Source organism: Insolitispirillum peregrinum (assembly GCF_900156605.1).
Taxonomy (GTDB): domain Bacteria; phylum Pseudomonadota; class Alphaproteobacteria; order Rhodospirillales; family Rhodospirillaceae; genus Insolitispirillum; species Insolitispirillum peregrinum.
Window position 1 is genome coordinate 23,090 of sequence record NZ_FTOA01000008.1, and the last position, 26,239, is coordinate 49,328.

Annotated in this window: 31 protein-coding genes and 1 pseudogene; 21 read left to right on the plus strand and 11 right to left on the minus strand. The window is 64.0% G+C overall.

All coding sequences use genetic code 11. The features are described 5' to 3' along the window. Positions 1 to 24: 24 nt before the first annotated feature. Complete coding sequence (locus BW995_RS17715; protein ID WP_139332997.1) at positions 25 to 402, minus strand: hypothetical protein; 378 nt, start codon at positions 400 to 402, stop codon at positions 25 to 27. A 374-nt stretch (positions 403 to 776) separates the two neighbouring features. On the opposite strand from BW995_RS17715, the gene BW995_RS17720 reads away from it, so the two are divergent. From BW995_RS17720 to BW995_RS21390, 13 genes and pseudogenes are all read left to right on the plus strand, one after another. Then, a complete protein-coding gene (locus BW995_RS17720) occupies positions 777 to 1,619 on the plus strand; it encodes a DUF932 domain-containing protein (protein WP_076401764.1) in 843 nt (280 codons plus the stop codon). A gap of 297 nt (positions 1,620 to 1,916) precedes the next feature. Further along, the gene (locus BW995_RS21155; protein ID WP_076401765.1) at positions 1,917 to 2,171 is read left to right on the plus strand and encodes a transcriptional regulator domain-containing protein; all 255 of its coding nucleotides are present in this window, start codon (positions 1,917 to 1,919) and stop codon (positions 2,169 to 2,171) included. Positions 2,172 to 2,202: 31 nt separating this feature from the next. After that, positions 2,203 to 2,703 (plus strand): DUF2285 domain-containing protein, encoded by a 501-nt coding sequence (locus BW995_RS17730; protein WP_245821525.1) that lies wholly within the window; start codon positions 2,203 to 2,205, stop codon positions 2,701 to 2,703. 156 nt (positions 2,704 to 2,859) lie between these two features. After that, the gene (locus BW995_RS17735) at positions 2,860 to 3,132 is read left to right on the plus strand and encodes a helix-turn-helix transcriptional regulator (protein ID WP_076401767.1); all 273 of its coding nucleotides are present in this window, start codon (positions 2,860 to 2,862) and stop codon (positions 3,130 to 3,132) included. Beyond that, entirely contained in the window at positions 3,129 to 4,199 is a 1,071-nt protein-coding gene (locus BW995_RS17740) for a replication initiator protein A (RefSeq protein ID WP_076401768.1), read from the plus strand. Before BW995_RS17735 ends, BW995_RS17740 begins: the two co-directional genes overlap by 4 nt. After that, positions 4,196 to 4,849, plus strand: a complete 654-nt coding sequence (parA, locus tag BW995_RS17745) for a ParA family partition ATPase (RefSeq protein WP_076401769.1) — start codon at positions 4,196 to 4,198, stop codon at positions 4,847 to 4,849. Before BW995_RS17740 ends, parA begins: the two co-directional genes overlap by 4 nt. Next, positions 4,846 to 5,097, plus strand: coding sequence for a hypothetical protein (locus BW995_RS17750; protein WP_076401770.1), 252 nt, complete (start codon positions 4,846 to 4,848; stop codon positions 5,095 to 5,097). Before parA ends, BW995_RS17750 begins: the two co-directional genes overlap by 4 nt. Then, on the plus strand, positions 5,094 to 5,615 hold the full coding sequence (locus BW995_RS17755; protein ID WP_076401771.1) for a DUF2840 domain-containing protein: 522 nt from the start codon (positions 5,094 to 5,096) through the stop codon (positions 5,613 to 5,615). Before BW995_RS17750 ends, BW995_RS17755 begins: the two co-directional genes overlap by 4 nt. Next, positions 5,612 to 6,157, plus strand: a complete 546-nt coding sequence (locus tag BW995_RS17760) for a S26 family signal peptidase (RefSeq protein WP_076401772.1) — start codon at positions 5,612 to 5,614, stop codon at positions 6,155 to 6,157. The genes BW995_RS17755 and BW995_RS17760 overlap by 4 nt, the downstream gene beginning before the upstream one ends. A 44-nt stretch (positions 6,158 to 6,201) precedes the next feature. Further along, positions 6,202 to 6,537, plus strand: coding sequence for a DUF736 domain-containing protein (locus BW995_RS17765; RefSeq protein ID WP_076401773.1), 336 nt, complete (start codon positions 6,202 to 6,204; stop codon positions 6,535 to 6,537). 4 nt (positions 6,538 to 6,541) lie between these two features. Next, positions 6,542 to 7,471 carry a lytic transglycosylase domain-containing protein gene (locus BW995_RS17770; protein ID WP_084194958.1) on the plus strand — a complete coding sequence of 310 codons (930 nt, stop codon included), beginning with the start codon at positions 6,542 to 6,544 and terminating at the stop codon, positions 7,469 to 7,471. Between the two features lie 292 nt (positions 7,472 to 7,763). Next, positions 7,764 to 8,399: pseudogene (locus BW995_RS21385) on the plus strand (relaxase/mobilization nuclease RlxS); the annotation flags it as partial. Between the two features lie 180 nt (positions 8,400 to 8,579). Beyond that, entirely contained in the window at positions 8,580 to 9,782 is a 1,203-nt protein-coding gene (locus BW995_RS21390) for a DUF3363 domain-containing protein (protein WP_407656333.1), read from the plus strand. Positions 9,783 to 9,893: 111 nt separating this feature from the next. Here BW995_RS21390 and BW995_RS21160 read toward each other — a convergent pair whose 3' ends face one another. From BW995_RS21160 to BW995_RS17790, 3 genes are all read right to left on the minus strand, one after another. Further along, positions 9,894 to 10,142, minus strand: a complete 249-nt coding sequence (locus tag BW995_RS21160; RefSeq protein WP_084194959.1) for an SDR family oxidoreductase — start codon at positions 10,140 to 10,142, stop codon at positions 9,894 to 9,896. An 81-nt stretch (positions 10,143 to 10,223) separates the two neighbouring features. Then, complete coding sequence (locus tag BW995_RS17785) at positions 10,224 to 11,054, minus strand: SDR family oxidoreductase (protein WP_076401775.1); 831 nt, start codon at positions 11,052 to 11,054, stop codon at positions 10,224 to 10,226. Positions 11,055 to 11,066: 12 nt separating this feature from the next. Then, positions 11,067 to 11,903, minus strand: a complete 837-nt coding sequence (locus tag BW995_RS17790) for an SDR family oxidoreductase (protein WP_076401776.1) — start codon at positions 11,901 to 11,903, stop codon at positions 11,067 to 11,069. A 96-nt stretch (positions 11,904 to 11,999) separates the two neighbouring features. Between BW995_RS17790 and BW995_RS17795 the strand changes: the two genes are divergently transcribed. Further along, entirely contained in the window at positions 12,000 to 12,923 is a 924-nt protein-coding gene (locus BW995_RS17795; protein WP_076401777.1) for a LysR family transcriptional regulator, read from the plus strand. A gap of 20 nt (positions 12,924 to 12,943) precedes the next feature. Here BW995_RS17795 and BW995_RS17800 read toward each other — a convergent pair whose 3' ends face one another. The 4 genes from BW995_RS17800 to BW995_RS17815 all read right to left on the minus strand — a co-directional run bounded on the left by BW995_RS17800 (position 12,944) and on the right by BW995_RS17815 (position 17,199). Further along, a complete protein-coding gene (locus BW995_RS17800) occupies positions 12,944 to 13,771 on the minus strand; it encodes an oxidoreductase (protein WP_076401778.1) in 828 nt (275 codons plus the stop codon). Between the two features lie 12 nt (positions 13,772 to 13,783). After that, complete coding sequence (locus BW995_RS17805) at positions 13,784 to 14,557, minus strand: SDR family NAD(P)-dependent oxidoreductase (RefSeq protein WP_076401779.1); 774 nt, start codon at positions 14,555 to 14,557, stop codon at positions 13,784 to 13,786. A gap of 26 nt (positions 14,558 to 14,583) precedes the next feature. Next, positions 14,584 to 15,783, minus strand: a complete 1,200-nt coding sequence (locus BW995_RS17810) for an arabinose transporter (protein WP_084194960.1) — start codon at positions 15,781 to 15,783, stop codon at positions 14,584 to 14,586. A 69-nt stretch (positions 15,784 to 15,852) separates the two neighbouring features. Then, positions 15,853 to 17,199 carry an amidohydrolase family protein gene (locus BW995_RS17815; RefSeq protein WP_076401780.1) on the minus strand — a complete coding sequence of 449 codons (1,347 nt, stop codon included), beginning with the start codon at positions 17,197 to 17,199 and terminating at the stop codon, positions 15,853 to 15,855. Between the two features lie 134 nt (positions 17,200 to 17,333). Between BW995_RS17815 and BW995_RS17820 the strand changes: the two genes are divergently transcribed. Beyond that, entirely contained in the window at positions 17,334 to 18,239 is a 906-nt protein-coding gene (locus tag BW995_RS17820; RefSeq protein ID WP_076401781.1) for a LysR family transcriptional regulator, read from the plus strand. On the opposite strand, the gene BW995_RS17825 is transcribed toward BW995_RS17820, so the two are convergent. Then, complete coding sequence (locus tag BW995_RS17825; protein WP_076401782.1) at positions 18,236 to 18,673, minus strand: RrF2 family transcriptional regulator; 438 nt, start codon at positions 18,671 to 18,673, stop codon at positions 18,236 to 18,238. The two genes, BW995_RS17820 and BW995_RS17825, sit on opposite strands and share 4 nt — an antisense overlap. A 96-nt stretch (positions 18,674 to 18,769) precedes the next feature. Between BW995_RS17825 and BW995_RS17830 the strand changes: the two genes are divergently transcribed. Then, positions 18,770 to 19,255 (plus strand): nuclear transport factor 2 family protein, encoded by a 486-nt coding sequence (locus BW995_RS17830; RefSeq protein ID WP_076401783.1) that lies wholly within the window; start codon positions 18,770 to 18,772, stop codon positions 19,253 to 19,255. 28 nt (positions 19,256 to 19,283) lie between these two features. Here BW995_RS17830 and BW995_RS17835 read toward each other — a convergent pair whose 3' ends face one another. Continuing rightward, positions 19,284 to 20,189 (minus strand): LysR family transcriptional regulator, encoded by a 906-nt coding sequence (locus tag BW995_RS17835; protein WP_322099132.1) that lies wholly within the window; start codon positions 20,187 to 20,189, stop codon positions 19,284 to 19,286. 112 nt (positions 20,190 to 20,301) lie between these two features. On the opposite strand from BW995_RS17835, the gene BW995_RS17840 reads away from it, so the two are divergent. The 3 genes from BW995_RS17840 (at position 20,302) to BW995_RS17850 (ending at position 23,412) form a co-directional block, all read left to right on the plus strand. Continuing rightward, complete coding sequence (locus BW995_RS17840; RefSeq protein WP_076401784.1) at positions 20,302 to 21,045, plus strand: SDR family oxidoreductase; 744 nt, start codon at positions 20,302 to 20,304, stop codon at positions 21,043 to 21,045. 57 nt (positions 21,046 to 21,102) lie between these two features. Continuing rightward, the gene (locus BW995_RS17845) at positions 21,103 to 21,993 is read left to right on the plus strand and encodes an SDR family oxidoreductase (protein WP_076401785.1); all 891 of its coding nucleotides are present in this window, start codon (positions 21,103 to 21,105) and stop codon (positions 21,991 to 21,993) included. Positions 21,994 to 22,449: 456 nt separating this feature from the next. Continuing rightward, on the plus strand, positions 22,450 to 23,412 hold the full coding sequence (locus tag BW995_RS17850) for a LysR family transcriptional regulator (protein ID WP_084194961.1): 963 nt from the start codon (positions 22,450 to 22,452) through the stop codon (positions 23,410 to 23,412). Here the strand turns inward: BW995_RS17850 and BW995_RS17855 are convergent. Next, complete coding sequence (locus BW995_RS17855) at positions 23,395 to 23,616, minus strand: helix-turn-helix domain-containing protein (protein ID WP_076401786.1); 222 nt, start codon at positions 23,614 to 23,616, stop codon at positions 23,395 to 23,397. The genes BW995_RS17850 and BW995_RS17855 overlap by 18 nt on opposite strands. Positions 23,617 to 23,825: 209 nt before the next feature. Here BW995_RS17855 and BW995_RS17860 point away from each other — a divergent pair, with 209 nt between their 5' ends. Together BW995_RS17860 and BW995_RS17865 are read left to right on the plus strand one after the other, a co-directional pair. Then, positions 23,826 to 24,125, plus strand: coding sequence for a DNA -binding domain-containing protein (locus BW995_RS17860; protein ID WP_076401787.1), 300 nt, complete (start codon positions 23,826 to 23,828; stop codon positions 24,123 to 24,125). Between the two features lie 116 nt (positions 24,126 to 24,241). Continuing rightward, positions 24,242 to 26,233, plus strand: a complete 1,992-nt coding sequence (locus BW995_RS17865) for a conjugal transfer protein TraG (RefSeq protein ID WP_076401788.1) — start codon at positions 24,242 to 24,244, stop codon at positions 26,231 to 26,233. Positions 26,234 to 26,239: the final 6 nt, after the last annotated feature.

Consider the following 26,239-nt stretch of genomic DNA (forward strand, 5'->3'; position numbering starts at 1 on the left):
CCTCCAGCTCACCGCCATTCCACGTCAATAAGCAAAGAACGGATCATTCTTCTGATGCGCCCGGCATGTCTCGAACTTCGTCGTCTTCGTCCAACGGCTGTCCGGGGCCTTGTTCTCGTCCGACCTGATTGACCAGTCAGAAATCGCCGTGATGAACCGTTTTTCCAACGTGATCTTGCGACCGATCACCTTTTCAGTTGCGGTCAGGGCCTTGTCGAAGGCAGCCGTGACGGCATCGGTGTCGGCAAAGACACCCCACAACGTTGTATTAGCCAGCCGAAAGAGCTTTGATGTCCCCTGAAATACATACACCAATCCGACCAGCTCGGCCTGTTTGACGAACTCTGCCCATTGATTGGAAGCGCCTTCCTTTAAGTCATAAGTAACGAGATAGTCGGTCACGAAAATACCCCCCATTTACGACATGGGAATATGGGGAGCGCTCAGGCGTTTTGCCAATAGTCGCGAAGCTCGGGAATATTTGCGTTTCCCTTTGGGCCGCGCTCTTGGCTGCGCCGGAACCACGCCTTACGCGTTTCCGCCATTCGGCTTCGATCGCTAACGTGGAAGTGCTTGGGGCTCCGCCCCCGCGCGCTGCAAGGGATCGCTGGCGCTCGTCTGGGCCGGTGTCCCCGGCCTTCCTTCACTTCGTTCCGTGCAGACCGGGTGATCCCCCTCCGGCCCCGCCGCCCTTGCACCTTGCTACCCCGGTCTCGGCGACGGCCAGGGTTGCAGCGCAGCGCTGCGCTCCAACCCAGCCCCAAGGGAGACAGACCATGTATCATCATCTCGCCACCCGGTTCGGCCGCAACTCTCACCAGATCAGCGGACGCGAAGCCCTCGACAACGAAGCTCTTTTTCGTCACGTCCCCTCAGTGTTCGCCCGCGAAGCGCATGACAGCCGGTCGGAGCGTTACGTTTACGTCCCTACCATCGAGATCGTGGAAGGACTGCGCCGGGAGGGCTGGTTCCCGTTCTTCGCGCTGCAGTCGGTTCCCCGTGACGGTACTCGTCATGGCCACGCCAAGCACATGCTGCGCCTGCGCCGGGATGACGGGATCGGCAAGCCCGAAGCGGCGGAAGTCATCATCGTCAACAGCCACGACGGGACCAGCGCCTATCAGATGTTCGCCGGCGTGCTGCGGTTCGTCTGCACCAACAGCATGATTGCTGGAGAGCGGTTCGAGGAAGTCCGCGTCCCCCATAAGGGCGGCATTCAGGACCGGATTATCGAAGGCGTCTATACGGTGGCGGAAGATTTCCCACGCCTCATCGAGTCCGCCGAGACGATGAAGGACATCCGGCTCTCGCGGGATGAGCAGCAGGTGCTGGCCGAGGCGAGCCTCGTTGCGCGTTATGGCGAGGAGGAAAGCCCGGTTCGCCCGGATCAGATCATCGTCCCGCGCCGCCGCGAGGACGCCGGACAAAACCTGTGGCAGACCTTCAACGTCATTCAGGAAAACCTCATCCGGGGCGGGCTGGACGGGCGACGGCAGACTGCGGATGGACGCATCCGCCGCAGCCGGACACGACCGATCAACGGCATCGACCAGAACGTCGGGTTGAACCGCGTTCTGTGGACGTTGGCCGAGGGAATGCAATGGCTGAAGGGTGTCTGACACCAGCAAAGCCGTGGAGTCGGAAACCCGGCTTCCCGGCTTTCCGCAGAAGCGTGGATCAGATTTCGCGCCGATCCATCTTTGCGGATCAGCGGGTTTCCACTGAGTAGGAAATACGCAGCTCGCCGGGCATGGCCCGGCTCGCGAAGGAACCTCAAAACTGATCCGAATTATCTTCAAATAATGATCGCCTAACGCGATCAACATATCGGACAACAACGACTTCAGCCTGAGGCGGTGCATCGCGAACACTTCCCCCTTCCGGCAACGAGTAAATGCTGGACGAGAGGTGACGCCATGCCGAGTACAGATTGGCGCTCGCCGGCCGCTTATGCACATGCCAAGAGCATTTCTGCCGCCGGCTTTGCCTGGGAGTATCTTCGTCGCGATGAGGATTATCGCCGCGACTTTCATCGTGTGAGGCGATTGCCACGCCTCGACAGCGATGAGCAGACGGCGTTCTCGGAACGCTGGGGGTTGCGATTTCCCGACAGACCCGACTCTCTCCGCCGACCGGGCCGCGCTGTTCTGGGTGCCGTCGCTGCAGCCTGACGCCTTTGAGCTTCAACCTATTCCTAGGAGCGTGGACGATCCCGCCATGACGATCGGCCTGCCGACGTTGTCGGGTCTCGATGCTCGCGTGGCGGAGGATGGGACGTGGCACGGTCTCTGGCGGCCGGTGGGGGCGGAGCACCAGTTCTGGCTCACCAATCCGCCGCCCGGTGCCAAGACGGCCTATGTCGTCCTCCTGCCGCTCGACGCCTTGCTGGAGCATCGCGCCGAAGCGGTGTTGCGCTTCTGGCGAACGCTGACAGGGCGAGCGATCGGCGAGCGCCATCACGCGCTACCCGCGCAAACCCGAGACCGGCACATCCTGATCCTGCGCGCCCTCGACGGTCGCACCGATGGTGCCAGCTATCGCAAGCTCGCAGAAACCCTGCTTGGCTTTCGCGGCAACAAGACCGATTGGGAAAGCGATCCCCGCAAGAACCAGGCGCGCCGTCTGGTTGCCGATGGCAACCACTACAGGCGCGGTGGATACCGTGAACTGCTGCATTATCCCACGCGTCTGCGGTCCCGCTGAACGTTGCCACGCGATCATCGCCATTCGCGTCTCCGCGGGTGCCGAAATCGCCACCCCCTGATTCCGGCACGCTGCAAGTCGCCGTTCCTCCGCCACGGTTCGCCATGACCCGCTGCCGTCACCGGCAGCCATCCGAACCGACCCGGAGGCCTGATCATGCTCGACCCGAAGACGGGGTTGCCGCCGCGTTTCCTGCGCACTCCCGACGCGGCGCGTTTCCTCGGCATCTCGCTCAGGACGCTGGAGAAGCACCGCACCTACGGCACTGGCCCGACCTATCGCAAAATCGGCGGTCGCGTCATCTATGCGCTCGAAGACCTGCAGGCCTGGACGGCCATCGGCGCACGCAAGTCCACCACGGATCAGAATGCCGGCCGGGTCTTTCCGGCACGACCTCTGACGCCCGCCGAGCGGGAGCGCGCTGAATGAGCGGTGCTTCTCGACAAGACGGTAAGCACCGGAGCGAGCGTCAGCGGCTCGATCCCTTCGTGGTCGCCACCGGCGATGCGAGCCCGCGCGATCAGCGCGATCTCATGGAACGGCCGTTCTTCTCGTTGTCAAAGACGCCGCGCATCAAGCCGATCCTTTACAAGGCTGCCGATGTCGAGGTGCAGGTGCTGGGAATGCCCGAGCACGGCATGGCGACGATCTGGGATGCCGATGTGCTGATCTGGGCCGCCTCACAGATCGTCTCGGCCGAGAACCACGGCCTGCGCACGTCGCGCTTCTTTCGTTTCACGCCCTATCAACTCCTACGGGGTGTCGGCCGTTCGACCGGAAACCATCAGTATCTTCTCCTGAAGGCCTCGCTGGCACGGCTGCAATCGACCGTCATCGCCACAACGATCCGCAACGGCGCGCAATGGCGCCGTCGACAATTCTCCTGGATCAATGAATGGGAGGAGATGACGACGCGCGAGGGCCGCGTCGAGGGCATGGAGTTCGTCTTACCCGAGTGGTTCTACAACGGCGTCGTCGACCGCTCGTTGGTGCTGACCATCGACCCGGACTATTTCCGGCTGACCGGCGGCATCGAGCGCTGGCTCTATCGCGTCGCGCGCAAACACGCCGGCCATCAGCGACACGGCTGGCTGTTCGAGATCGGCCATCTCCACGCCAAATCCGGCAGCCTCGCGCGCATCTCCGATTTCGCGCTCGATCTGCGCCGGACCGCTCTCCGTCAGCCCTTGCCCGGATATCGCCTGTCGATCGAACGTGAGGGGCGGCGAGAACTGCTCCGCATACGGCCCGTCCAACAATTCACAGTGCCTGTGGATGAGCCTGTGAACGGCATCGGCAGATCAAGCGCAAACGGTATCGGCACATCAGGCGCAGGCCTGTCGGCAGATCGGGCGCACGGATCGCAGTTATCGCTCTGGTCCGAAACACGAAATTCGACCGCTAACCTAGAGTCTAACAGAGAATCTAACTCTTCTTTGTTGGCGCGCGGGAAACGCGGTGGTGGTGCCGGTGCCGCCGGAAGGCGGGGGCCATGATCGTCGCGCTCCTCAACCAGAAAGGCGGCGTCGGCAAGACGACGCTGGCGTTGCATCTCGCCGGCGAATGGGCCGGGAGAGGCAAGCGCGTGACCCTGATCGATGCGGACCCGCAGGGTTCGGCGTTGGACTGGTCGCAACAGCGTGCGCGTGAGAACGGCGTCCGGCTGTTCGGCGTCGTCGGCCTGGCGCGCGATACCTTGCACCGGGAAGCGCCCGAGCTGGCGCGCGATGCCGATCACATCGTCATTGACGGACCGCCACGTATCGCCGGGCTGATGCGCTCGGCTTTGCTGGCCACCGACCTGGTGTTGATCCCGGTGCAGCCATCGCCGTTCGACGGCTGGGCCTCGGCCGAGATGCTGGCGCTTCTCGCCGAAGCGCGCATCTACCGACCTGCCTTGGCGGCGCGCTTCGTGCTCAACCGCTGCGGCGCGCGCACCATCATCGCCCGCGAGACCGCTGAGACGCTCGCCGATCATGACCCGCCAGTGCTGGCAACCACCATCGGTCAGCGCGTCGTCTTCGCCGATGCCGCACAGTCCGGCCGGCTCGCCTCCGAAATCGATCCCGACAGTCCGGCCGCGCGCGAGATCGTGGCACTCGCTGCCGAGATCGGACGGCTGATCACGGGAAGGGTACTGCCATGAGCGCGCACCCGATCCGTCGCCGCTTTGCGGCCCGGCCCGCCGACCCGGAAAGCTGGATCAAGGCGGCCGACGCGCCGCCTACCGACGAGGCGGCGCGCTTCACTGCGCGGCTGACCATCGACATCACGCCGGCCTTGCGTGGCCGCATCAAGATCGTCGCCTTTCAGCGCGGCATCACCGTGGCCGACATGCTGCGCGATCTGCTCGCGCGCGAATTCCCGCCGACCAACGATGGAGATCGCCCATGACCGGCGCCACCGCTTCCCATTCCCATGGCGGTGTCGCACCGCGCACCCAGTCCGCCGACGCTTTCACGCAAGTCGAACTGACGCACATCGAGAAGCGGCTCGAGAACTGGATCAGGTTCGGCGACAAGGTGCGCGAACAGGTGCTCGACCGCAGTCGTCGTGTTTTCTTCTACCGACCCGGCAGCGTCTTCGCCTTCGTGCGGTGGGCGTCGAACGACTTCGGCACGATCACGTCGCGGATCGACATCGTGCGCGCGGTGGCGCTGGGCGAACCCTGCCAGACGCTGCCTTTCGTGCGTCCCGGCGGCGAGATCCTGCTCAGAATCGAAGGCTGGCCCAAGGTCGAGCGCGTCCTTCAGCACATCGATGCCATAGAGGCGATCGGCGTTGATCCGACCGAGGCGTCGCCCGATCACTGGCGGCACGTCCACAACCGATTGACCGTCGGACACGAGCCGCGCGCCTACACCGTCAATCATCACCAGGCGTTCCTGCTGCGCCGGAGGGCCGGACCATGACCCGGTTCGGCTACGTCATGGTGACGTATTTCTCCGTGATGGGCGTTGCCATCGCATCGTTCATTCCCACGCCACTGCGCCTCGTCTGGAACGCATCCGCGAGTGTTCCGATCGGCCTTTATTCTCTCTCCCCGACGCCGGAGCTGGAGGTGGGCAATCTCGTCGCGCTCCTGCCCGACAAGCCGCTCGCCGACTTCATGGTGGAGCGCGGCTACATCGGCCGCGGCGTGCTGCTGTTGAAGCGCGTCATGGCCCTGCCGGGACACGAAGTCTGTCGCACCGGGCGCACCATCACGGTCGATCATGTGCCGCTCGGTGACGCGCTCGATCGCGACCGCACGGGCCGCGATCTGCCGGTCTGGCAGGGCTGCCGGAACATCGCGCAAGGCGATCTCTTCCTGATGAACCCGGACGTTCCCGACAGTCTGGACGGTCGCTACTTCGGCCTGATCCCGGCACATGCCGTCATCGGCACGGCGACGCCGATCTACACCGATGAGGAGGGCGATGGCCACTTCGTCTGGCGCGCTCTGACGCGGTGAATACCGCACCACCGTTCATTCCACCGCAGCTCACGGAGATTCTAATGCCGCAGATTGGCGAGTTCACGCGCGAGACCACCGGCTTCGTCGGGCGCGTCCATACCTTCACGCTCTTCCGCGAGATCACCATCGTTCCGGCGGAGCCGTCCGATGCTGAGAACGCGCCGGACTACCGCATCCACCACGGCAACGAGGAAGGACCGGAGATCGGGGCGGGCTGGAAGCGTACCGGCGAACGGGCGGGGGATTACATCGCGCTTGTCATCGATGATCCCGGCTTGCCGCAGCCGATCCGCGCCAACCTATTTCGGAACGACGATAGTGGCGCGTCCTGGTCGCTGCATTGGAACCGCGCGCCCAAGCGCGGTGAGCGGGAATGACATCATGCGATCCGTCAGCCTGCGCGCGAGCGCGATCTCCTTACGATCGGTCATCCCTTTGTTTGCGAAAAAGCCGTCTCATCCCTTCGCCCCGCTCGACGACCGGTCGGCCGGCGCGCGCAGCGGAGGTCAAGGGCGATCGAAGATCGGCGCAGTGCGTGGACCCTTGACCGCAGCGAGCACGCTGGCAGGCTGGTGTCGCAGTGGAGAGAGTGCGCCCGCGCGATTGGTGATCATCCTGCTCGCAGGCTTGCTGTCCGGCAGTACGATTCCTGTGATTGCGCTGGCGCAGGCTCTGCCTGTCGTCCAACCGTCATCGCGCGATCCCTATGGCGATCACATCGCCGAGGCGGCACAGCGCTTCGAGCTTCCCGCCACCTGGATCCGCGCGGTGATGCGCGCCGAAAGCGACGGTGATCCACGTGCCACCTCGCCGAAGGGGGCGATCGGGCTGATGCAGATCATGCCGGAGACCTGGGCCGAGCTGCGCGTGCGCTACCGTCTGGGTGACGATCCTTACGACCCGCACGACAACATCGTGGCGGGCGCGGCCTATATCCGCGAACTGTTCGATCGCTATGGATCGCCGGAGTGGATAGCGGCGTACAACGCCGGTCCCGGGCGCTACGAGGAGGCGCTGAAGGGTCACCCACTTCCACCGGAAACCCGCGCTTATGTCGCCGCCCTCGCGCCGATCATCGGCGGTAGCGAGACCCCTGGCGCGGTCATGATTGCGTCGGCCGATCCGCTCTCCTGGACCCGTGCTCCGCTTTTCACCAGGCAGCCATTGAGCAAGGCGACGGTCCCTCCCGTGCAGTCCGACGAGCACAAGGACGACACTCCGAAGGCGGTCACCGTGCGCGACCTGTCCGCCATCGTGCCGCAGTCGGGCGGTCTGTTCGTTGCGCGAGCGGATGCGGGACGACAGCCATGAGGCTCGTGATCGCGTCCGCCCGGCGGGAGACTTCAGTGTGCAGCGGATGGGGCTGGCAACGGTCTCATCCATCAGCAGGAGGGGCACGAAGGGGGCAAAGGGCGGAGGGCAAGATTAAAGCGGACGGCACCCCATGGGTCCGATCCGGGGGGCAAGCCCTTGTCTGCACACTGTTTGGGGCGGCACCGTCGTCGGGCCGTCATAGTGCCGCGAGGCGTGGAAAAGCCCGCATTTCAGGCATTACTCGCGGCACCCTTGGCCGAAATCGACGGTTTCGGGTGGATCGGCTGCCATGAGGGAAGACGACGATCATTTTCGGCCAAAGCCCGGCCGCGTCCGATCCAATGGCGGGAAAGCCGGACAGGCCAAGAGCTTCCTCAGCAAGGTGCGGAAGGTCTCGCGCCAGCAACAGGCAGCCTCTGGCCGGAGCCGATCGGCGAAGAGCGGTGGTTCCGGTCGCGCCACCAAGGGAAAGAGCTTCGTCGCCTCCGGCCGGGGCGTGCAGCGCGGTCGCGGCGCGGCCTTCGTGTGCGCCCGCAACCTGTCGAACGGTTGGAGCCATCGCCAGCCCGGCAGCCGCCGCGTCATCGTCAAATCCCGTTCTGTCCGGGGCGCGGGCAAGAGCGGAAAGGCCGCCGCGCATCTGCGCTATATCCAGCGCGACGGCACATCGCGCGATGGTGAGCGCGGTCGGCTCTATTCCGCGACGGAGGATCGCGCTGATGGCGACGCTTTCCTCGATCGTGGCAAAGACGATCGCCACCAATTCCGCTTCATCGTCTCGCCGGAAGACGCGGCCGATCTCGCCGACCTGAACGGCTATACCCGCGAGCTGATGGGAAGGCTCGAAGCCGACCTTGGGACCAAGCTCGATTGGGTGGCGGTCAATCACCACAACACCGGCCATCCCCATGTCCACGTCATCATCAACGGCCGCGATGCGCTCGGCGAGGATCTCGTCATCAATGGCGACTATCTCGCCAATGGCATCCGCGAGCGGGCGAGCGAACTGGCGACGCTGGAACTCGGCCCCGTCACCGAGATCGAGCAGCGCCGCAAGCTCATGGCTGAGATCGATCAGGACCGGCTTACCCGCATCGACCAGGCGATGATCGCCGAGGCAGAGAACCGCTTGCTCGACCTGCGCCGTGAGCCGGACGATGCGCGTAGTCAATCCGACCGAACCGTGCGCCTGCGCCGTCTCGGCAAGCTCGGCGACATGGGCCTCGCCACCGAACATGCGTCTGGCGTCTGGGAGTTGAGCGAGCGGCTGGAGCCGGCCCTGCGCGAGATGGGTGAACGCGGCGACATCATCCGCACCATGCAGAAGGCGCTCCGGGCCGAGGGTGCCGAGCGCGACCCGATGAGTTTTGAGATTCACGACGGCGCCCCCGCGGCGCCGATCGTCGGCCGCGTCATCGACAAGCATCTCTCCGACGAACTGGGTGAGACCCTGACGCTGGTGGTCGACGGCATCGATCCGGAGCGCGTCGAGGACGCCCGCATAGGCAGCATCATAGAGATCGGGCCGGCGGAGAGCACCGGCCGCCCATCGGATCGTGCCATTGCCGGCATGGCCGAAGATGGCATTTATCGGCCGAGCCGTCATCTGGAGCAGGCTCGGTTCGACGGTCGTGTGCCGGGTGGGGACTATGAGGGCTTCGTCGATGCCCATGTCCGTCGCCTGGAAGCGTTGCGGCGGGCCGGGATCGCGGAGCGCATCGACGCCGATCAATGGCGCATCCCGGCAGATTTCGAGGCGCGCGCCGTTGCGCATGATGCGGAGCGGAACGGCAGCGCCAATATCCGCATCCTCTCGACTTTCGACCTCGAGCGCCAGATCGGATCGGACGGTGCGACCTGGCTCGACCGGCGGCTAACGGGCGCGGGCGAGTCGGATCTGTCAGCGTCAGGGTTCGGCGAACAGGTGCGCGAGGCGATGGATCGCCGGCGCAACCATCATATCGAGCATGGCGATGCCGCTCGTCAGCCGGACGGTAGGGTCGCCTATCGGCGCAACTTGATCGCCACGCTTCAGGAGCGCGAAGTCGCCCGCGCGGGCGAGGAGCTGGCGGCCAAGAAATCGCTGCCGTTCCGTGCCGCTGCCGACGGTGAAACCGTCACCGGCACCCTCACCGGGACCACGCAGCTATCCAGCGGTAAGTTCGCCATCGTCGAGAAAAGCCATGAGTTCACGCTCGTCCCATGGCGGACGGTCATCGACCGCCAGCTTGGTCGCGAGGTATCGGGCATCATCCTCGGCGGGGCGGTGTCGTGGCACCTGGGGCGACAAAGAGGATTGGGGCTATGATCTTGCGACGGCGGTACGGTCCGAGGCTATTCCAACTTAAGATCTGCCGCTGGGCTACTGATCGCATCCGGCGGCATACAAGTCCGATCCCAGGGCCAAGGTAGCTGTGGCTCAGGCGACCGGCACTGTACCGCTGTCGATCACGTAGTCCGTGCCGGTTATCGCACCGGCGCGCGGCGAGCACAGGAAGCCGACCAGTTCGGCGACCTCCTCGGGGCGTGTTGGTCGGCCGATCGGTATGCCGCCGAGTATCTGCATGATCATCGCCTTGCCGCCCTCCCGGTTGGTGCCAGCGTCGAGGGAGACTCTGGGGCACATATCAATGGCAACCAGATCCCTTGTCTTGTCTCGCATTGACATGGAGGCGGCCGACGTATCGGAAAACAGGTCGACCGCCTGGAAGAGAAATGAAGTCGGGGCTTGAGGGAGAGCGACCGTGCTCTACTGCGCGTCAGTCGAAGCCGCGGTGTCCTTCTGCCCCTCCAATTCCGCAAGCCTTTCGCTGAGCGCACGGTGCATGGCGCCATAAGCGTCGCTGCCGAGCGCCAGGCGCAGAGGCGGGGATGGCTGGTCCGCAGTGGCGACGATCGCCGCGGCGACCTTTTGAGCGTCGCCCGGCGACTTGTAGTTGCCGCTGCCGAAGAACGATCGAATCTGCTCGACCGGCGTCTCGGCATAGGCCTCGAGCGGGTCGGCAATCACCAGCGCCTTGCCAAACCCCGTGCCTGTGCTGCCGGGCTCGACAATGGTGACAGCGATGCCGAAGGGCGCCAGTTCATGACGGATTGCATCCATGAAGCCTTCGATGCCCCATTTCGACATATGGTAGAGGCTGCCACCAGGGAAGGTTGCCTGTCCGCCCATCGTCGATATCTGGATGATCCGGCCGCCGCCCTGCGCGCGCAGATGCGGGATGGCGGCGCGCGCCACCTGGATCGACCCGACCAGATTGGTGGCGATCTGATGATCTATCTGTGCATCAGTCACTTCCTCCGCCGCACCGAGCACGCCATAGCCGGCATTGTTGACTATGACGTCGATCCGGCCGAGATCGGCGAAAGCGCGATTCACGGTGGAGCGGACTGCCAGCGTGTCGGTCACGTCGAGTTGGGCTAGCCACAGCCGGTCGCCATGGGTGGCCTTGAGATCATCCAGCGCTCCGGGCATGCGGAGCGTGCCGGCGACGCGCTCGCCGCGAGCGAGCAACTGCTCGGTCATCAGCCGGCCGAGGCCGCTGCTGACACCGGTAATGAACCATGCGCGTTGCGTCATGATGATCTCTCCTCAGGCTTGGCTGGCGACGAACATGCCGCGCGTCAGTGCGCGGTATTCGTCCTCGGAAGAACCGCGCCGGGCCGTTAGCAGCGGAGCGATGTCGTTGGTCGGCGCGTAGCGCAGCCGGTCCGTGCCGTCGGTCGCGGCCTCATGGATTGCCGCGATCACCTTCTCGACCGCGTCGGCGTCGGCTGCTTCAGCCATGCCGCCATAAACCTGACCGATCTGGTCAAGGAATGGCACATAGTCGCTGATAGGCTCGACCGTCGCGGTCTCACCGCCCATGCGTGCCATGAAGTTGGTTTGCGGCGCGCCGCCCGGCTCGATGATCTTCACCTTGATCCCGAGCGACCCCAGTTCATAGGAAAGCGCCTCCGACCAGCCCTCGAGAGCGAACTTCGAGGCGCTGTAGACAGAGGCCATCGGGAAGCCGATCGCGCCGGCACCCGAACTGACATTGATGATCGTGCCGGCGCGGTTGGCGCGCAGGTGCGGCAGGACCGCCCGCACCACGTCCATCGCGCCGAAGACATTGACGTCGAACTGCTGCTGGACCGCTTCGCGCGATACGCCCTCGAAGATGCCGAACAGGCCGTAGCCGGCATTGTTCAGGACGACATCGATCCTGCCAAAGCGGGCGATGCCGGCCGTGATCGCGCTGTCGATGCTGGCGCGATCCTCGACGTCGAGGCGCGTCACCAGAACGTTTTCGAGCCCGGCCAACGCCTGACCGGCCTCGGGATTGCGCATGGTGGCGATGACATTCCAGCCCTCGCTGGCAAAGCGGCGGCCGGCGGCTTTGCCAAAGCCGGACGATGTGCCGGTGATCAGAACAGTCTGGGACATGGGTAGCTCCTTTGTTGACGTGAGCTACATATATGTGGGAATGATAATTCAGATAATCCGCCCAATCTTGGACACCGTAGTGAAGGAATCTGGACAATGGAGGATTTGGGGCTCCGTGCCCTGACCGTCGTCAGTACTGTCGCCGCCCACCGCAGCTTCCGCGCCGCGGCGAGGGAATTGAATATGTCGCCGTCGTCGGTCAGCCACCTGATCGCCAATCTGGAAAAGCGGCTTGGCATTCGCCTGCTTGCGCGCAGCACCCGCAGCGTTTCGCTGACCGAGGCCGGTGAGGCGTTCCTCGCGCGGGTGCGCCCGGCACTGGCCGAGATCACAGAAGCGATCGAGGGCGTGCATGAGCTACGGGATCGACCGGCAGGGCTCGTTCGCCTCAACGCTTCGACCTGGGGTGCCGACCGGCTGCTGCCGATCATTGCCGGCTTCATGGCGGACTATCCGGATATCCGCATCGATCTCGTCACCGAGGGCCGGCTGGTCGACATCATCGCCGAAGGCTTCGACGCCGGCCTGCGCCTGGGGACAATCGCGCCGCAGGATATGATCGCCCTGCCGCTCGGAATCGAGGAGGCTTTGGTCGTCGTGGGCGCACCGGCTTATCTCGACGCACGGGGCGTCCCCGAGACCCCCGGCGATCTCCTCGCCCATGAATGCATCCGCGCCCGGCTGCCGAGCGGCACTATCATGGCCTGGGAATTCGGCAAAGACAGCCGCGTGCCGGAAGTCGATGTCGCCGGCCGACTTATCCTCGGGACCACGGACCTCGCCGCCAAGGCAGCCGTATCCGGTCTCGGTCTCGCCTATGTCGAACGCCGCGAAGCCGAGCCGTTTCTTGCCGATGGGCGACTTGTCCAGGTACTCGCCGACTGGACGCCACCGTTCGAGGGCGAGGCGCTCTACTATCCGCGCCAACGCCATCCCTCGGCGGCGTTCAGAGCCTTCATCGACTATGTGAAAGCATGGAAGGCGGCGCATCAGGCCGCCGCAAGTGCCACGGTGGCCTGACGCATTTGCAGGCACCGACGTCAGGTGAAGTCGGTCGATGTGCTCAGATCCTTCCATCTGTCCAACTCGGCTAGCCGGGCTTGCTCGGCCTGTCCGATCACTGCGACGGCATCCTTTCCGAGAGCGAGATGAAGCGGCGGGTCGTCTGACGCGACCACTTGCAAGATCGCCAGCGCGCCCTTGCGCGGATCTCCTGGCTGTTTGCCGTTGTAGGCCTGCTGCATTCTCGCCGTGGCGCCGACGACGGCATCATATTCGACCCTGCCCGGATTGAGGGTCGTGGACGATCCGGCGAAATCGGTCCTGAACCCGCCGGGCTCCACAATGGTAACGCGCACGCCGATCAGGGCCATTTCCCGCGCTAGTGCCTCGGAGAACCCCTCGATGCCCCACTTGGCGGCGGAATAGGCGGCCCGCCCCGGCGCACCGATCCTTCCGCCGACCGATGAGAACTGGACGATATGTCCACTACGCTGTTCGCGCATAAGCGGAATGGCAGCCTTAGTCACGATGATGGTTCCGAACAGGTTCGCCTCGATTTGACGCCGAAAGCTGTCGAGCGACGTATCCTCGACCGAGCCGATGTCGCCGTAGCCGGCATTATTGACTAGCACGTCGAGTTGTCCGAACGCCGAGACGGCAAGCTGCACCGCCGCCTCGGCCGCGACCGCATCGGTGACGTCGAGCGCTGCGGTTCGCACCCGTGAACCGTGACCGTGCGCAAGGTCAGCGAGTTGGTCGGGATTGCGCGCCGTAGCAACAACATTGTCGCCCGACGTCAGAACAGCTTCGCACAAAGCCCTGCCGAAGCCGCGCGATGCGCCGGTAACAAGCCAGGTTCGTGTCATGTGTCTGCTCCTTTATGCTTCAGGCAGGGCAACGCCGGAAATCCCGGCGCAGATCTCGATCAAGCGATCCTGTAACTTTGGATCATACGCTTGCGGGTTCGGTTCCCTGCGCTTCTTGTGGTAGAAATACTGGCCCGTCACATCGGCCTTGGGGGCATCACCGGCAGCGAGCCAGGCCTGCGTCAGGTGGGCCTGGTCCATGTCATCTGGCGCGCCAGGGCCGCCCATCTTGGTCGGTACCCAGCCGGGTTCTAGAGAATTGGAGAGAACACTCGGCCAACGCCGCGCGACCGCGAAGGCCAGCATGGCATCGTGCAGCTTGCTCTCGGCATAGGCTTCCGAGCCGTTCCAGCGCCGCTTCTTCCACAGGATGTCGTCAAGGTTGGCGTCGGCATGGTGGTGCATCCCCGACGACAGATAGACGAGCCGCTTCGGGCGCTCGATCAGGGCGGTCAGGATGTAGGCCGACAGCGTGTTGATCGCGAAGACATGAGGCAGGCCATCGGCGGTGAGGCGGTGCGCCTCGCGGTAGCCCACGGCGGCGTTGTGGATCACGGCATCGAATGTGCCGAGCTTGTTGACCTGCGCGGCCACCTCCTTGGCGCCAACAATGGTCGCGACGTCGCCAGCGACAATCGCCTCAGCCGCCGGCAGGGCCTTGCGGGCATCCTTCGCCCGATCGCTGTTGCGAGCATGCAGGACGACCTGGTGGCCCTGGCTGACGAGCAACTCTGCTGCCATCAGTCCGAGGCCCGTCGAAGAGCCGGAAATGAAAATGCGTGACATGAATTTCTCCTTTTCTAAAGAGTGTTTCAGGATTGCGGGCCGCGGGCGGTGACGACGAGCGCCGCCCCCGCCAATGCGCAGCCCGCGCCGAAGAGGTAGACCGCGGCGTAGCCAAACTGTCCCGCAATCACGCCTGCAACCGGCCCTGAGATGCCGTAGGCGATGTCGAGGAAGGCGACGAAGGCGCCCATGGCGCTGCCGCGATTGGCAGGGAGCACGCGCTTCAGGGCTTCAACACCGAGGGCCGGGAAAATGAGCGCGCAGCCAAGCCCCGTCACCAGGGCACCGGCAAGCGCCACGACATCATTCGGAGCGAGCCAGATCATCGTCTGGCCGATGGCTTCGATCACCAGAGACCAAAGCGCGACACGATAGCCGCTCACCCGATCGGGAAGCGTCCCGAGGACGACCCGCACGAAGATGAAGCCCACGCCAAACGCGGTCATGACCAGCCCGGCATTGCCCCAATGACGCGCCGCGAAATAGAGCGAGGCGAAGGCCGTAAGGCCGGAGAGGCCGACGCCCTGCAGCATCAGGCCGATTCCCTCACGCCAGATCTGACCGATGACCTTGTAAAAGGGCAGTCGGGGACCGGCAGGCGTGGCGTAGGAGGTCTCGCGAAGCGCGATGGCGGCGGCCAGAAGCGGCGCGACGACGCAGGCGATCATCGCGGCCTCCAGGCCGTAGCTCTGGTAGAGCAGCATGCCGACCGGCGCGCCGATGGCGAGGGCGGCGAACATGGCGATGCCGGTCCAGGACATCGACATGCCTGCGCTCTCGAGTCCGACCGAGGCGATCGACCAGGACACGCAGCCAGTTACGAACTGGCTCTCGCCGAGACCGGTCGCGAGCCGGCCCACGATGATGATCGCCAGGCTGACCGTGGGGGAAAGACCGGGCATGGCCGCAACGAGATAGAGCAGGCCTGCAAGCGCGCTAACCGCCGCGCCCTGCAACGCCGAGCGCTTGCCCCCATATTGGTCGGTGAGGCGGCCGGCATAACCGCGTGTCAGCACGGTCGCCAGAAACTGGATCCCGATTACCAGTCCGACGACGAAGGTCGAGAAGCCGAGTTTACCGTGGACGAAGAGCGGAATGACCGGGAGCGGCAGGCCGACGGCGAGATAGCCGCAAAAGAGTGCTGCGATGATGCCCGGAGCGGGGCGGGAAAGATATTGCGGCGCGGCATCGGGGCGGCGCGCGCCATTGACGGCGAGTGCTGACATGACAGCCTCCATAAGATGAGTTGGGATCAGGGGGCGTCGCCCCGGTCGCGAGGCGGCGCCCATGGCAGTTCAGGCAGCTGCCATCGCGCGCTTGCGAGAGCCTTCTGGCTGATAGCCGCTGGCCTCGAGCAGATAGTCGAGCGAGCCGGTGACCTCAGCCCGTAGCTTCGGCAGATCAACGCCGACCAGCTTGCCGCCGCGCTTGCGGATCTCGCCTGCGACCATGACTGTGTCGACATTCGCGCGCTCCACTGCCTGGACGATGGTTCCGACCGGATCGGTGACCGGGAAGACTGCGACATCCTCGGTTCGGACCATGATCACGTCCGCTTCGCGGCCGACCGCCAGCGTGCTGATGCGGTCCTCAAGGCCGGCAGCGCGGGCGCCGTTGACGGTCGCGGCATCGAGCACGGCCTGGACTGTGATCGGCGCCGGCACATTCTCCTCGCCGCGGAACCTGCGATAGCGCATAGCAGAGCGCTGCTGGCCGAAGAGCGCATGCATTTCGCCGAACAGGTCGCTGCCGAAGGCGGTGTCGAGATCGATGCCGAGCGCGGGCGTGAGACCGTGATCGATCGCCTGCTGCCAGGCGAAGCCCTCGTCGTCGAAGCCGAACAATGCATCTGAGCGCGGATTGACGGTCACGTTCACCCCAGCGGCAGCAAGACGCTTCCAGGTTTCTTCCGGCAGGCGCGTGCAGTGGTTGAAGATGTTGTGGGTTCCAAGCAGACCCGGCTCGTCGAACTCCGGCCCGAGCTTGGCCAGATCGCCGATGAACTCCGTGAGGATGCGCATGTCGAGCGCGCGAGCCGCCCGCCACCAGTTGATGTTGAGCTGGCCGAACAGGCCTACCCGCACCAGACCGTTGCCCTGGTTCCAGTTGTCGGCGAGGCGCTGGAGATCGCCGGGAATGTGCGCGGATGAAGCCTTCTTGTCCATCGCGGCGCCGACCATGTGCAGGGCGCGGATGCCGCTGTCGTCGAGCGCGTCGAGCGCCGCATCGGTATGCTCCGGGCTGCGCGACGAATGGCAGGCGTCGATCACCGTGGTGATGCCGGCATCGAGGCAGGCGAGCGCCGTCAGCCTGGTGCTGAGATACATGTCGAGCGGGCGATAATGGGATCCCATCTGCTCTGCGACGACGTCGATATAGGCGAAGAGATCGTCGACGTTTGGCATCATGCGGCGCATCACGCCGAGCCACATGTGGTGGTGAGCGTCGACGAGGCCGGGCATGACGATGCCTCCGCGGGCGTCGATGACTTCGGCGTCTGCCACCTGAAGGTTCGCGCCGATGCCGGCGATACGTCCGTTCTCGACCAGTACGTCTCCAACCGGCGGCGCGGCGACGGTCCTGTCCATCGTGATAATTGCACCGCCCTTGAAAAGGGTGCGGAGATTGCCTTGCGTACTCATGATCCATTCCTTTCTTAATTCCAGCCTTGGGCTCGCAACTGATATCGCGCGCTTCCGCCCTTGAATTAAGTGCGATTGTGTCAGATGATTCCTGATCAAAAGTCAGAAATGGATATGTTGGAGTATCAGTCCGCATGGCGTTCGATGGGCGAATCTTGTCCGGTGTCAGCGTGCTGGCGGCGGTGGTCGAGGGCGGCAGCTTCGTTAAAGCTGCCGAATTGATCGGCATTACCGACTCCGGCGTCAGCCGCTCGATCAGCCGATTGGAAGCACGACTCGGCGTTCGTCTGCTCGATCGAACGACACGCTCGGTCACGCTGACCGACGAGGGCCGGCGCTTCTTCGAGGAGGCCAAGCCTCATCTCGACGCCATCGAGGACGCAGCGATGGCGGCAGCGGGCGCGGCCTCGGCTGTGCGGGGGCGGCTGCGGGTCGATATCGATCCCTTCTTCCTGCCGCTGGTGCTCGCCGGGCGGCTCGGGACTTTCTGCGAGCGCTACCCCGATCTGACGGTGGAGTTCGTAACCCGCGAGCACATCGGCGACCTGGTCGCCGACGGCATCGATCTGGCCATTCGCTTCGGTCAACCACGCGGCGCAACGCTCGTCTCCCGCAAGCTGATCGAGGCCCCGATCCTCACTGTGGTGGCGCCCGCCTATCTCGATCGGCACGGCGCCCCCGCGCATCCGTCGGAGCTGATCCGGCATCGTTGCCTGCAGTTCCTCGATCCGGCGTCGGGGAAGCCCTTCGACTGGGAGTTTGTCCGCGGTGACGAGACGATCGAGGTGCCGACGAGCGGCCCGCTGACCTTCACGGACCCCAAGTCCATGCTGGAGGAATGTCTGGCCGGCACCGGCATTGCGCAGGTGATCGGCTGGGGCGTCGGTGGGCGCTTGGCTACCGGTGATCTGATTGATCTGTTTCCGGAGTGGCATGGAGAACGGTTTCCCCTTTACGCCTACCATCCCTCCCGTCAGCATCCGCCGGCCAAGGTTCGCGCGTTTATCGATTTCTGCGACGAGGTTCTCCGGAGCCTCTAGCCGGCCGCTTCCATCTCCCGGATTTCGGCAAGCGCCATGGCCAACGTCCGGCGCTCAAGAATGGCGTGGGCGGCAGCGGCGGCTTCCGCGTCCACTTTCCCGAAATAGTTCGTCATGTGTTTGCTGACGATGCAGCGATGCGGGATATCCTCGCGCGGCCGCCACAACCCCTTTTCGCCGGTGACCGCCGCGTGGATATCCGCCAGCGTGATTTCAGATTCCGGCCGGGCGAGCGCGACACCGCCATCGCGTCCCTTGCTCGAGACTAGTAGTCCTGCATTCGCCAGGTCGCCGAGCAGTCGGCGCATAAGGGTTGGATGCGTACCCGTGCCCGCTGAGAGGTTGGCGGAACTCAATCTCTCCACCCCGCTCGCCTTGGCCAGGGCCAAGCTTAGCATGGCTTGAAGGGCTGTCGGAAACCGAACGTCGTTCATTGGTCTACCATGTCGATAATATGAGACAATAGGAGTTGCATATTGGTTCTTCAGGATATATGTGACGATTATTATCACATATTAAGGAGAAAGACCATGTCTGATGCTTTAGCCGTGCGCGAAGTCATGGCTCGCTATGTCCGAGCCGCAGACCATCGGAATCCCGAGGCGATGGCCGGGCTGTTTACCGAAGAGGGCCGCGTCGAGATCCTGTATGACAAGGACGGCGGCGAAACGCTGCTCGGGGTTCTGGAAGGGCGCGAAGCGATCACGGACGCGGTCCGCCATATGATGGCGCCTCATGCGCCTCGCGCCTGGAGTCATCACACGACCCACGACGCCATCGTGGAGATCGATGGCGAACGGGCCACGCTTGACGCCCAATTCATCGTGTTCTCTGTGCAGGGCGCGAAGGAGCCATCTTCAGGCTGGCCGGCGGGCGCATTCGGTGCGCAAGGGACGATCACGCCAATCGAATCCGGCTATTACCGGCCCGAACTGCGCAAGACCGAAGAGGGCTGGCGCATTACCCGTCTTCGCATTCTCCACGACCTTCCGATGGCGTTTCCCCGCAGTGCTTGACGAGGATGCTCATCCCTTCAAGCGGCTCCTATGATTGGGGCCGCTGCCGGGTGGCGAACTGGTGAGCCGCCCAGTCGACGAAGACACGGACACGCGGGGATAGCTGCCGGCTGCGTGGGTAAAGCAGCGAGACCGGTTCCGGCAGTGGTGGCGTGTCCTTCAATAGTTCGACCAACGCACCACTGGCGAGGTCCTCTTCGACATGAAAACGGGGAAGTTGGGCAAGGCCCAGCCCAAGCTGAACACCGAGCAGATAGCTTTCGGGACCAGTCACTGAAAAGGGCGCAACCATATCGATGGCTTTGGGGCCATTCTTCGTCTGAAACACGATCGGCGTCAGCGCCCCAGTGCTCAGGCGCCGAATGCCGACAAGTCGATGGTTGGCAAGATCCTCCGGCCGTTTGGGCATCCCGAAGCGCTCGATGTAGTCAGGGCTGGCGCAGGTGACGCGATCAAGCAGCGCGAGCTGCCGCATGGCCAGATCGCTGTCAGGCAGCGAGCCGTAGCGCAAAGCGCAGTCGACGCCTTCCTGGACCAGATCGACCCAACGGTCGCGCTCGCTCATCGTTAGTTCGATGCCGGGAAAGCGGGCGAAGAAGTCCGGCAAACCCGGCATCAGGAAATGACGGGCCAACGTGCCCTGTACCTCGACCCGAAGCATGCCCTTGGGCTCCGCACCGGCGAAGGCGCCCTCGGCGTCCTCGATGTCATCGAGGATCGCCAGGCAACGGCGATACCAGGCCTCACCGTCCAGCGTCGGCCGCACCGTTCTGGTCGTTCGCTGGAGAAGTCGGACGCCCAGCCGATCCTCCATCGCCTTGATCACGGTCGTGGCCGTGGACCGCGGGATGCGCAGGTCGTGGGCAGCCTCCGTGAAGCTGCGCCGCTCCACGACCCGGATGAAGAGGCGCATAGCGTCCAGTCGATCCATCATTTGTCATTGTTCGTTCTGACTGAATAGAACTGACGACATTAGCCTGATTATCCCGATCATGCCAGAGCGCATATTCCTCTCATCGCGTTCACGGCACAGAAGGAGATACGAAATGCCTGATCAGACGAACCCCAAGGTTGCCCTCGTGACGGGCGCCTCGCGCGGCATCGGCGCGGCCATCGCCACACGCCTCGCGAAGGATGGCTTCACTGTCATTGTCAACTATGCCGGCAATAGCGCCGAGGCCGAGAAGCTGGCGGCGAGCATCGAGGATGCCGGCGGCCGTGCCCTGACGGCCCAGGCGGACGTGGCGGACCCGGCCGCCGTTGCCCGGATGTGGGACGCCGCCGAGGCGGCCTTCGGCGGAGTCGACGTGCTGGTGAACAACGCCGGCATCATGAAACTGGCAACCATCGCGGAGGGTGACGACGCGCTGTTCGACAGCCAGATCGCCATCAACCTCAAGGGTCCGCGCAACACGATGAAGCTCGCCGCCACGCGGCTACGCGAAGGCGGACGCATCGTCAACCTCTCGTCCAGTGTCGTCGGCCTCTACCAGCCGACCTACGGGGTCTATGCCGCGACCAAGGCTGGCGTCGAAGCCATGACCCACGTGCTGGCGAAGGAGCTGCGCGGACGCAACATCACCGTCAACGCCATCGCCCCCGGTCCGACCGCCACCGCCCTGTTCCTCGACGGCAAGCCGCAAAGCGTCGTCGACAACCTGATGAAGCTCGCCCCGCTGGAACGCCTTGGTCAGCCCGAGGACATCGCCAATGCGGTCGCCTTCCTTGCTGGGCCGGACGGCGCCTGGATCAACGGCCAAGTCATCCGCGCCAATGGCGGCATCATCTGATCACCCTCTCAACCCACAGCGTCCGCCGTGCCGCGGACCGACGAAAAGGATTTCCCCATGTCTCAGAAGATCATCCTCGTTACCGGCTCCTCCAGCGGCTTCGGCCGGCTGACCGCCGAAGCGCTCGGCCGGGCCGGCCACACCGTTTACGCCTCAATGCGCGACGTCGCTGGCCGCAACGCCGAGAATGCTGCCGCACTGGCAGCGATCGCCGGCAGTGACCTCCGGCCGATCGAGCTCGACGTACAGTCCGAGCAATCGGTCAATGCCGCCGTTGATCAGATCATCGCTGAGAGCGGCCGCATCGACGTTGTCGTGCACAACGCCGGGCACATGATGTTCGGCCCGGCCGAGGCCTTCACGCCCGAGCAGTTCGCCCAGCAGTATGACGTCAACGTGCTCGGCACCCAGCGCGTCAATCGCGCGGTGTTGCCGCACATGAGGACGCGCCGCGAGGGCCTTCTGGTCTGGATCTCCAGTTCGAGTTCTGCCGGGGGAACGCCGCCCTATCTCTCGCCCTATTTCGCGGCCAAGGCGGCGATGGATTCCCTGGCCGTACAGTATTCTCGCGAACTGGCACGGTGGGGTATTGAAACCTCGATCATCGTGCCGGGGGCGTTCACGCGCGGCACCAATCACTTCGCGCATTCAGGGCGTCCCGCAGACGAGGCGCGCTTGGCCGAGTACGAAGCGGGTCCCTATGCCGGCTTTGGAGACCAGGTGCAGAAGGCCTTCGCGGCAATCGTCCCGGATGACGCCGATCCCGAGCCCGTCGCTGACAAGATCGTCGAGGTGGTCGACACGGCGTTCGGCCAGCGGCCGTTCCGGGTCCACTTTGACCCGACACAGGATGGCGCCGACGTGGGGTTCGCCGTGCTTGACCGACTTCGCGCTGAGATGCTTCACCGCGTCGGTCTGTCCGACCTGCTGAAGCCGGCGAAGAGCTAGCAGGTCTCGCGGGGCGAGTCCGCAGCGGCTCGCTCCGCCGTAGTTCATGGGCTGATCGGGTAGCTGGCTATACGCTCGACGAGGATGCACCCCCTCTGGTTTCACGCCGCCGAGCCTGCTGTTCGGCGAGATTTGCAGAAAATTCAAGCAATGGCTGGAATGACCGGAATCGAACCGACACTCCTTTCGGAACCGGATTATGAAACCGGCCATCTACCAGTTTCACCACACCCGCACATTTGCCGCCGATTCTAGCCGGCGTTCTCTGCACCTATCCTGCACCTAGAGCGAAAACCGAGTTTCGACAGCTGCTTCGTCTTCACCCGTAACCTCTTTAAAACACGACGTTTTCAACTCGTCCCGTTTATCTGAGGATTGGTAGACAAACCACTTTTTGAGTGCAGCTCGATCCTAATGACGTCGCGTGACGAGATATTTAGCGGGATAGGAGGTGTGATGCGACGCCGAGCGCACAGTGGTCAGGATGTCTTCGATCAACAGAATGCACTGTTGAGAGGCCGCATCCCACTCGTGGCGCTGATTCAGACGCTTTCTGTTGCCGAGTATCTGAATTTCCGCCATGCGGCGCATGCGCTTGACGTCAGCCAGTCGAGCGTAAGTACCAGGATCAAGACGTTGGAGGAGGATCTTGGTGTCGTTCTGTTCGAGCGCCGCCACCGAGGGGTTCGCCTGACAGATGCGGGCCGCAACTTCATCACGGAAGTAGCGGCGGGTATCGGGCATCTCGATCTTGCAATCAAGACTGCAGGGGCGGTCCTGAACGGCGCGACTGGTCACCTGTCAATAGGCCTTCTCTCCTCGATCGCTTCGGGCTTCCTGGCCGATCTGCGCCGCCGGTATCGAGACGAGCACCCGAAGATCGAACTCGCCTTTTTCGAAGGTCGCGCTGACGAAATCACTCGTCAGGTCCGCGAGGCCAAGCTCGACGTCGCCTTCGTAGTTGGGACCGTAGACGTGCCCGACTGCCATTCACGGCAGCTATGGTCGGAAACCTTGATGGCCGTGTTGCCACAGGACCATCCGTTGGCGAGAGCGGAGCGTCTCGTGTGGTGTGACCTTGCCCCTGAAACCTTCTTGGTCCGGCAAGCCGGTGCCGGTCCCCAAGTTCTGGACCACATCGTTCGCAGGCTCGTCGAACGAGAGAAGACGCCGCGCATTCGTCGGTGCGATGTCGGTCGTGACACGCTGATGCACATAGTTGCTGCCGGTGACGGGATCACGCTCACCAGCGAATCTGCGTCTTACGTCCCGTTTCCCGGCGTCCTGTTCCGGCCTATTGCCGATGAGCCGGATCGGGCGAGATTCAGCGCGGTTTGGTCACCGCACAATCGCGGTCCGACTCTCATTCATCTGCTCGATCTTGCCACCGAGATGAGCAGGTCAGCGCACTCTGGCTAATTCCTTCAGAAGCTCGCCCGGCTCAATTCCAAGCGCCTCCGCAATCTGCCCAAGAACCGTAACGCTGGCGGAAACGTCGGCGCGCTCGATCGCGCCGATATAGCGCGCGCTCAGGCCAGACTGGTCGGCCAGCTCTTCCTGCGTCATTTGCTTGTCATGGCGCAGCCGACGCAGATTGACCGCCATAACCTCCTTGAGATCCATGGCGAAATGAGAGCCTGCGTCGGAATGATCGTTCCAGGAACGATCATTCCGATTCGTGCTGAAACGTGCTATAGATCCGCTCGGCCAAACGATGCATTTCAGCCCGCTGCCGCAAAGAGCCGTGGTTCACCAAGCTGTTTGTCTCAAAATTGAAGAGCTGTTGAACTATTCCTCGCCGGCCGCTGTACTGTCGAAAGGAGGGCCATCCGATGCGGATACGCCCCGAGCTCGATCCCGATGTCGACGATCTCGCTCCCAGTGGGCCAGAGATCACGGTCTACGACGAACGACACTTCGTCACGTATCTGCGGCTGCTCGATGCCGAGATGGATGGGGCCGACTGGACCGAAGTGGCTCGTATCGTGCTGCATCGTGATCCCGGGACTGAAGGGGAACGCACGCGCCTCTGCTGGCAAAGCCATCTCAATCGCGCTCGCTGGATGACGAAGACCGGCTATCGCAAGATACTGGAACAGGCGGCGACCGAGGCGCGATCAGCGCGGCACTGAGCGTCCTTTTTATTCGCCATGGCATCCGGTGGTGCGACACATCGGATTTTATGTTGCTCACGGCTGGAACGGCTATTCTCTGATCGGCTCCGTCTCTTTTGCCGATTGGAGCGCCGATGTCCGGAAGCCGCGTCCTGTGGGGACAAGTCGCCATCGTTCTCACGATCGTGCTCACCGCGATCTGGTGTGCGACGGAGTGGACGGCGTGGCGTCTCGGCTTCCAGGTCCAACTCGGCGCGCCGTGGTTCGTGGCGGCGGGCTGGCCGATCTACTATCCGCCGATCTTCTTCTGGTGGTGGTATTGCTACGATGCCTATGCGCCACCGATCTTCATTGAGGGCGCCTGCATTGCCGTATCGGGCGGCTTCATCTCGATCATCGTCGCCATCACCCTGTCGGTGATCCGGGCGCGGGAGGCGAAGAACGTCGCGACCTACGGATCGGCGCGATGGGCGGAGCCAGAAGAAATCCGCGCTGCCGGATTGCTCGGCCCCGATGGCGTGCTGCTCGGTCGGCTCGACGGCGACTATCTGCGCCATGACGGCCCGGAGCATGTGCTGTGCTTCGCCCCGACGCGATCGGGTAAGGGCGTTGGCCTCGTCGTACCGACGCTGCTGACCTGGCCGGGCAGCACGATCATCCACGACATCAAGGGCGAGAACTGGGGCCTGACTGCCGGTTTCCGCGCACGGCACGGCCGCGTGCTGCTGTTTGATCCGACCGATCCGGGATCGTCGGCCTATAATCCGCTGCTGGAGGTGCGGCGCGGCGACAAGGAAGTCCGCGACGTGCAGAACATCGCCGATATCCTCGTCGATCCCGAAGGTGCGCTCGACAAGCGCAATCATTGGGAAAAGACCAGCCATTCGCTGCTGGTCGGCGCGATCCTGCATGTTCTCTATGCCGAAGCCGACAAGACGCTCGCCGGCGTTGCCAATTTCCTGTCCGATCCGAAACGACCTGTCGAGGCGACGCTGCGTGCCATGATGAGCACGCCGCATCTGGGCGAGGCCGGTGTCCATCCGGTCATTGCGTCATCGGCGCGCGAGCTGTTGAACAAGAGCGACAACGAGCGGTCTGGCGTGCTCTCCACCGCGATGTCGTTCCTCGGCCTCTACCGCGATCCCGTGGTGGCGAAGGTGACGGCGCGCTGCGACTGGCGCATCGCCGATCTGGTAACGGGGGAGAGGCCGGTCAGCCTCTATCTCGTCGTCCCGCCCTCCGACATCAACCGCACCAAGCCGCTGATCCGCCTGCTGCTCAATCAGGTCGGGCGGCGTCTGACCGAAGACCTGAAGACCTCGGTCAGCTGCCATCGCCTCCTGCTGATGCTGGACGAGTTTCCGGCGCTTGGGCGGCTCGACTTCTTCGAGAGCGCCTTGGCCTTCATGGCCGGTTACGGCATCAAGAGTTTCCTGATCGCGCAGAGCCTCAACCAGATCGAGAAAGCCTACGGTGCGAACAACAGCGTGCTCGACAATTGCCACGTGCGTGTCGCCTTCGCCACCAACGATGAGCGCACCGCCAAGCGCGTGTCTGACGCCCTCGGCACCGCGACCGAGATGCGCGATTCCACCAACTATGCCGGCCACCGGTTGTCACCCTGGCTCGGCCATCTCATGGTCTCGCGGCAGGAGACGGCCAGACCGCTGCTCACGCCCGGCGAAGTGATGCAACTCCCGCCTGCCGACGAATTGCTGCTGGTCGCCGGTGTGCCGCCCGTGCGGGCAAAGAAGGCCCGCTATTACGGGGATGCCCGGTTCCGCGAACGCATCCTGCCGCCGCCGAAAGCGACGACAGCGACTGCGCCGGCAGCACTGTCCGCGGATGATTGGTCGGCGCTGGCGATCCCGGCGGCATCGGCTGGAGAAGCATCCGCCAACGGGAATGGTGTGAGCGTCGATCCGGCCAATGCCGGTATTCGCCGTGAGCCGGAATTGCCCGAGCATGAGGAGATCGCGCTGCCTGAACGATCGCCCCTCAGCGAGTTCGATGTTCTCGATGACGATCCCGATGTGGACGCCGCCCGGGCCAGCCGTCTTCGCCAGCAGATCACATCGAATGCCCGGCAGGCGACGATGGACCCGGCCGATGGCCTCGAATTGTGAGGATCG

Coding starts and splice junctions, on each gene's coding strand:
- BW995_RS17795 (WP_076401777.1), top strand. CDS start 12,000: ATGGAGGATTTGGGGCTCCGTGCCCTGACCGTCGTCAGTACTGTCGCC.
- BW995_RS17815 (WP_076401780.1), bottom strand. CDS start 17,199: ATGAGTACGCAAGGCAATCTCCGCACCCTTTTCAAGGGCGGTGCAATT.
- BW995_RS17830 (WP_076401783.1), top strand. CDS start 18,770: ATGTCTGATGCTTTAGCCGTGCGCGAAGTCATGGCTCGCTATGTCCGA.
- BW995_RS17855 (WP_076401786.1), bottom strand. CDS start 23,616: ATGGATCTCAAGGAGGTTATGGCGGTCAATCTGCGTCGGCTGCGCCAT.
- BW995_RS17755 (WP_076401771.1), top strand. CDS start 5,094: ATGACCGGCGCCACCGCTTCCCATTCCCATGGCGGTGTCGCACCGCGC.
- BW995_RS17735 (WP_076401767.1), top strand. CDS start 2,860: ATGCTCGACCCGAAGACGGGGTTGCCGCCGCGTTTCCTGCGCACTCCC.
- BW995_RS21160 (WP_084194959.1), bottom strand. CDS start 10,142: ATGTCAATGCGAGACAAGACAAGGGATCTGGTTGCCATTGATATGTGC.
- parA (WP_076401769.1), top strand. CDS start 4,196: ATGATCGTCGCGCTCCTCAACCAGAAAGGCGGCGTCGGCAAGACGACG.
- BW995_RS17765 (WP_076401773.1), top strand. CDS start 6,202: ATGCCGCAGATTGGCGAGTTCACGCGCGAGACCACCGGCTTCGTCGGG.
- BW995_RS17825 (WP_076401782.1), bottom strand. CDS start 18,673: ATGAACGACGTTCGGTTTCCGACAGCCCTTCAAGCCATGCTAAGCTTG.
- BW995_RS17850 (WP_084194961.1), top strand. CDS start 22,450: ATGCGACGCCGAGCGCACAGTGGTCAGGATGTCTTCGATCAACAGAAT.
- BW995_RS17860 (WP_076401787.1), top strand. CDS start 23,826: ATGCGGATACGCCCCGAGCTCGATCCCGATGTCGACGATCTCGCTCCC.
- BW995_RS17840 (WP_076401784.1), top strand. CDS start 20,302: ATGCCTGATCAGACGAACCCCAAGGTTGCCCTCGTGACGGGCGCCTCG.
- BW995_RS17790 (WP_076401776.1), bottom strand. CDS start 11,903: ATGTCCCAGACTGTTCTGATCACCGGCACATCGTCCGGCTTTGGCAAA.
- BW995_RS21155 (WP_076401765.1), top strand. CDS start 1,917: ATGCCGAGTACAGATTGGCGCTCGCCGGCCGCTTATGCACATGCCAAG.
- BW995_RS17800 (WP_076401778.1), bottom strand. CDS start 13,771: ATGACACGAACCTGGCTTGTTACCGGCGCATCGCGCGGCTTCGGCAGG.
- BW995_RS17820 (WP_076401781.1), top strand. CDS start 17,334: ATGGCGTTCGATGGGCGAATCTTGTCCGGTGTCAGCGTGCTGGCGGCG.
- BW995_RS17865 (WP_076401788.1), top strand. CDS start 24,242: ATGTCCGGAAGCCGCGTCCTGTGGGGACAAGTCGCCATCGTTCTCACG.
- BW995_RS17740 (WP_076401768.1), top strand. CDS start 3,129: ATGAGCGGTGCTTCTCGACAAGACGGTAAGCACCGGAGCGAGCGTCAG.
- BW995_RS17720 (WP_076401764.1), top strand. CDS start 777: ATGTATCATCATCTCGCCACCCGGTTCGGCCGCAACTCTCACCAGATC.
- BW995_RS17770 (WP_084194958.1), top strand. CDS start 6,542: ATGCGATCCGTCAGCCTGCGCGCGAGCGCGATCTCCTTACGATCGGTC.
- BW995_RS17785 (WP_076401775.1), bottom strand. CDS start 11,054: ATGACGCAACGCGCATGGTTCATTACCGGTGTCAGCAGCGGCCTCGGC.
- BW995_RS17750 (WP_076401770.1), top strand. CDS start 4,846: ATGAGCGCGCACCCGATCCGTCGCCGCTTTGCGGCCCGGCCCGCCGAC.
- BW995_RS17845 (WP_076401785.1), top strand. CDS start 21,103: ATGTCTCAGAAGATCATCCTCGTTACCGGCTCCTCCAGCGGCTTCGGC.
- BW995_RS17760 (WP_076401772.1), top strand. CDS start 5,612: ATGACCCGGTTCGGCTACGTCATGGTGACGTATTTCTCCGTGATGGGC.
- BW995_RS17835 (WP_322099132.1), bottom strand. CDS start 20,189: ATGATGGATCGACTGGACGCTATGCGCCTCTTCATCCGGGTCGTGGAG.
- BW995_RS17810 (WP_084194960.1), bottom strand. CDS start 15,783: ATGTCAGCACTCGCCGTCAATGGCGCGCGCCGCCCCGATGCCGCGCCG.
- BW995_RS17805 (WP_076401779.1), bottom strand. CDS start 14,557: ATGTCACGCATTTTCATTTCCGGCTCTTCGACGGGCCTCGGACTGATG.
- BW995_RS21390 (WP_407656333.1), top strand. CDS start 8,580: ATGATCGCCGAGGCAGAGAACCGCTTGCTCGACCTGCGCCGTGAGCCG.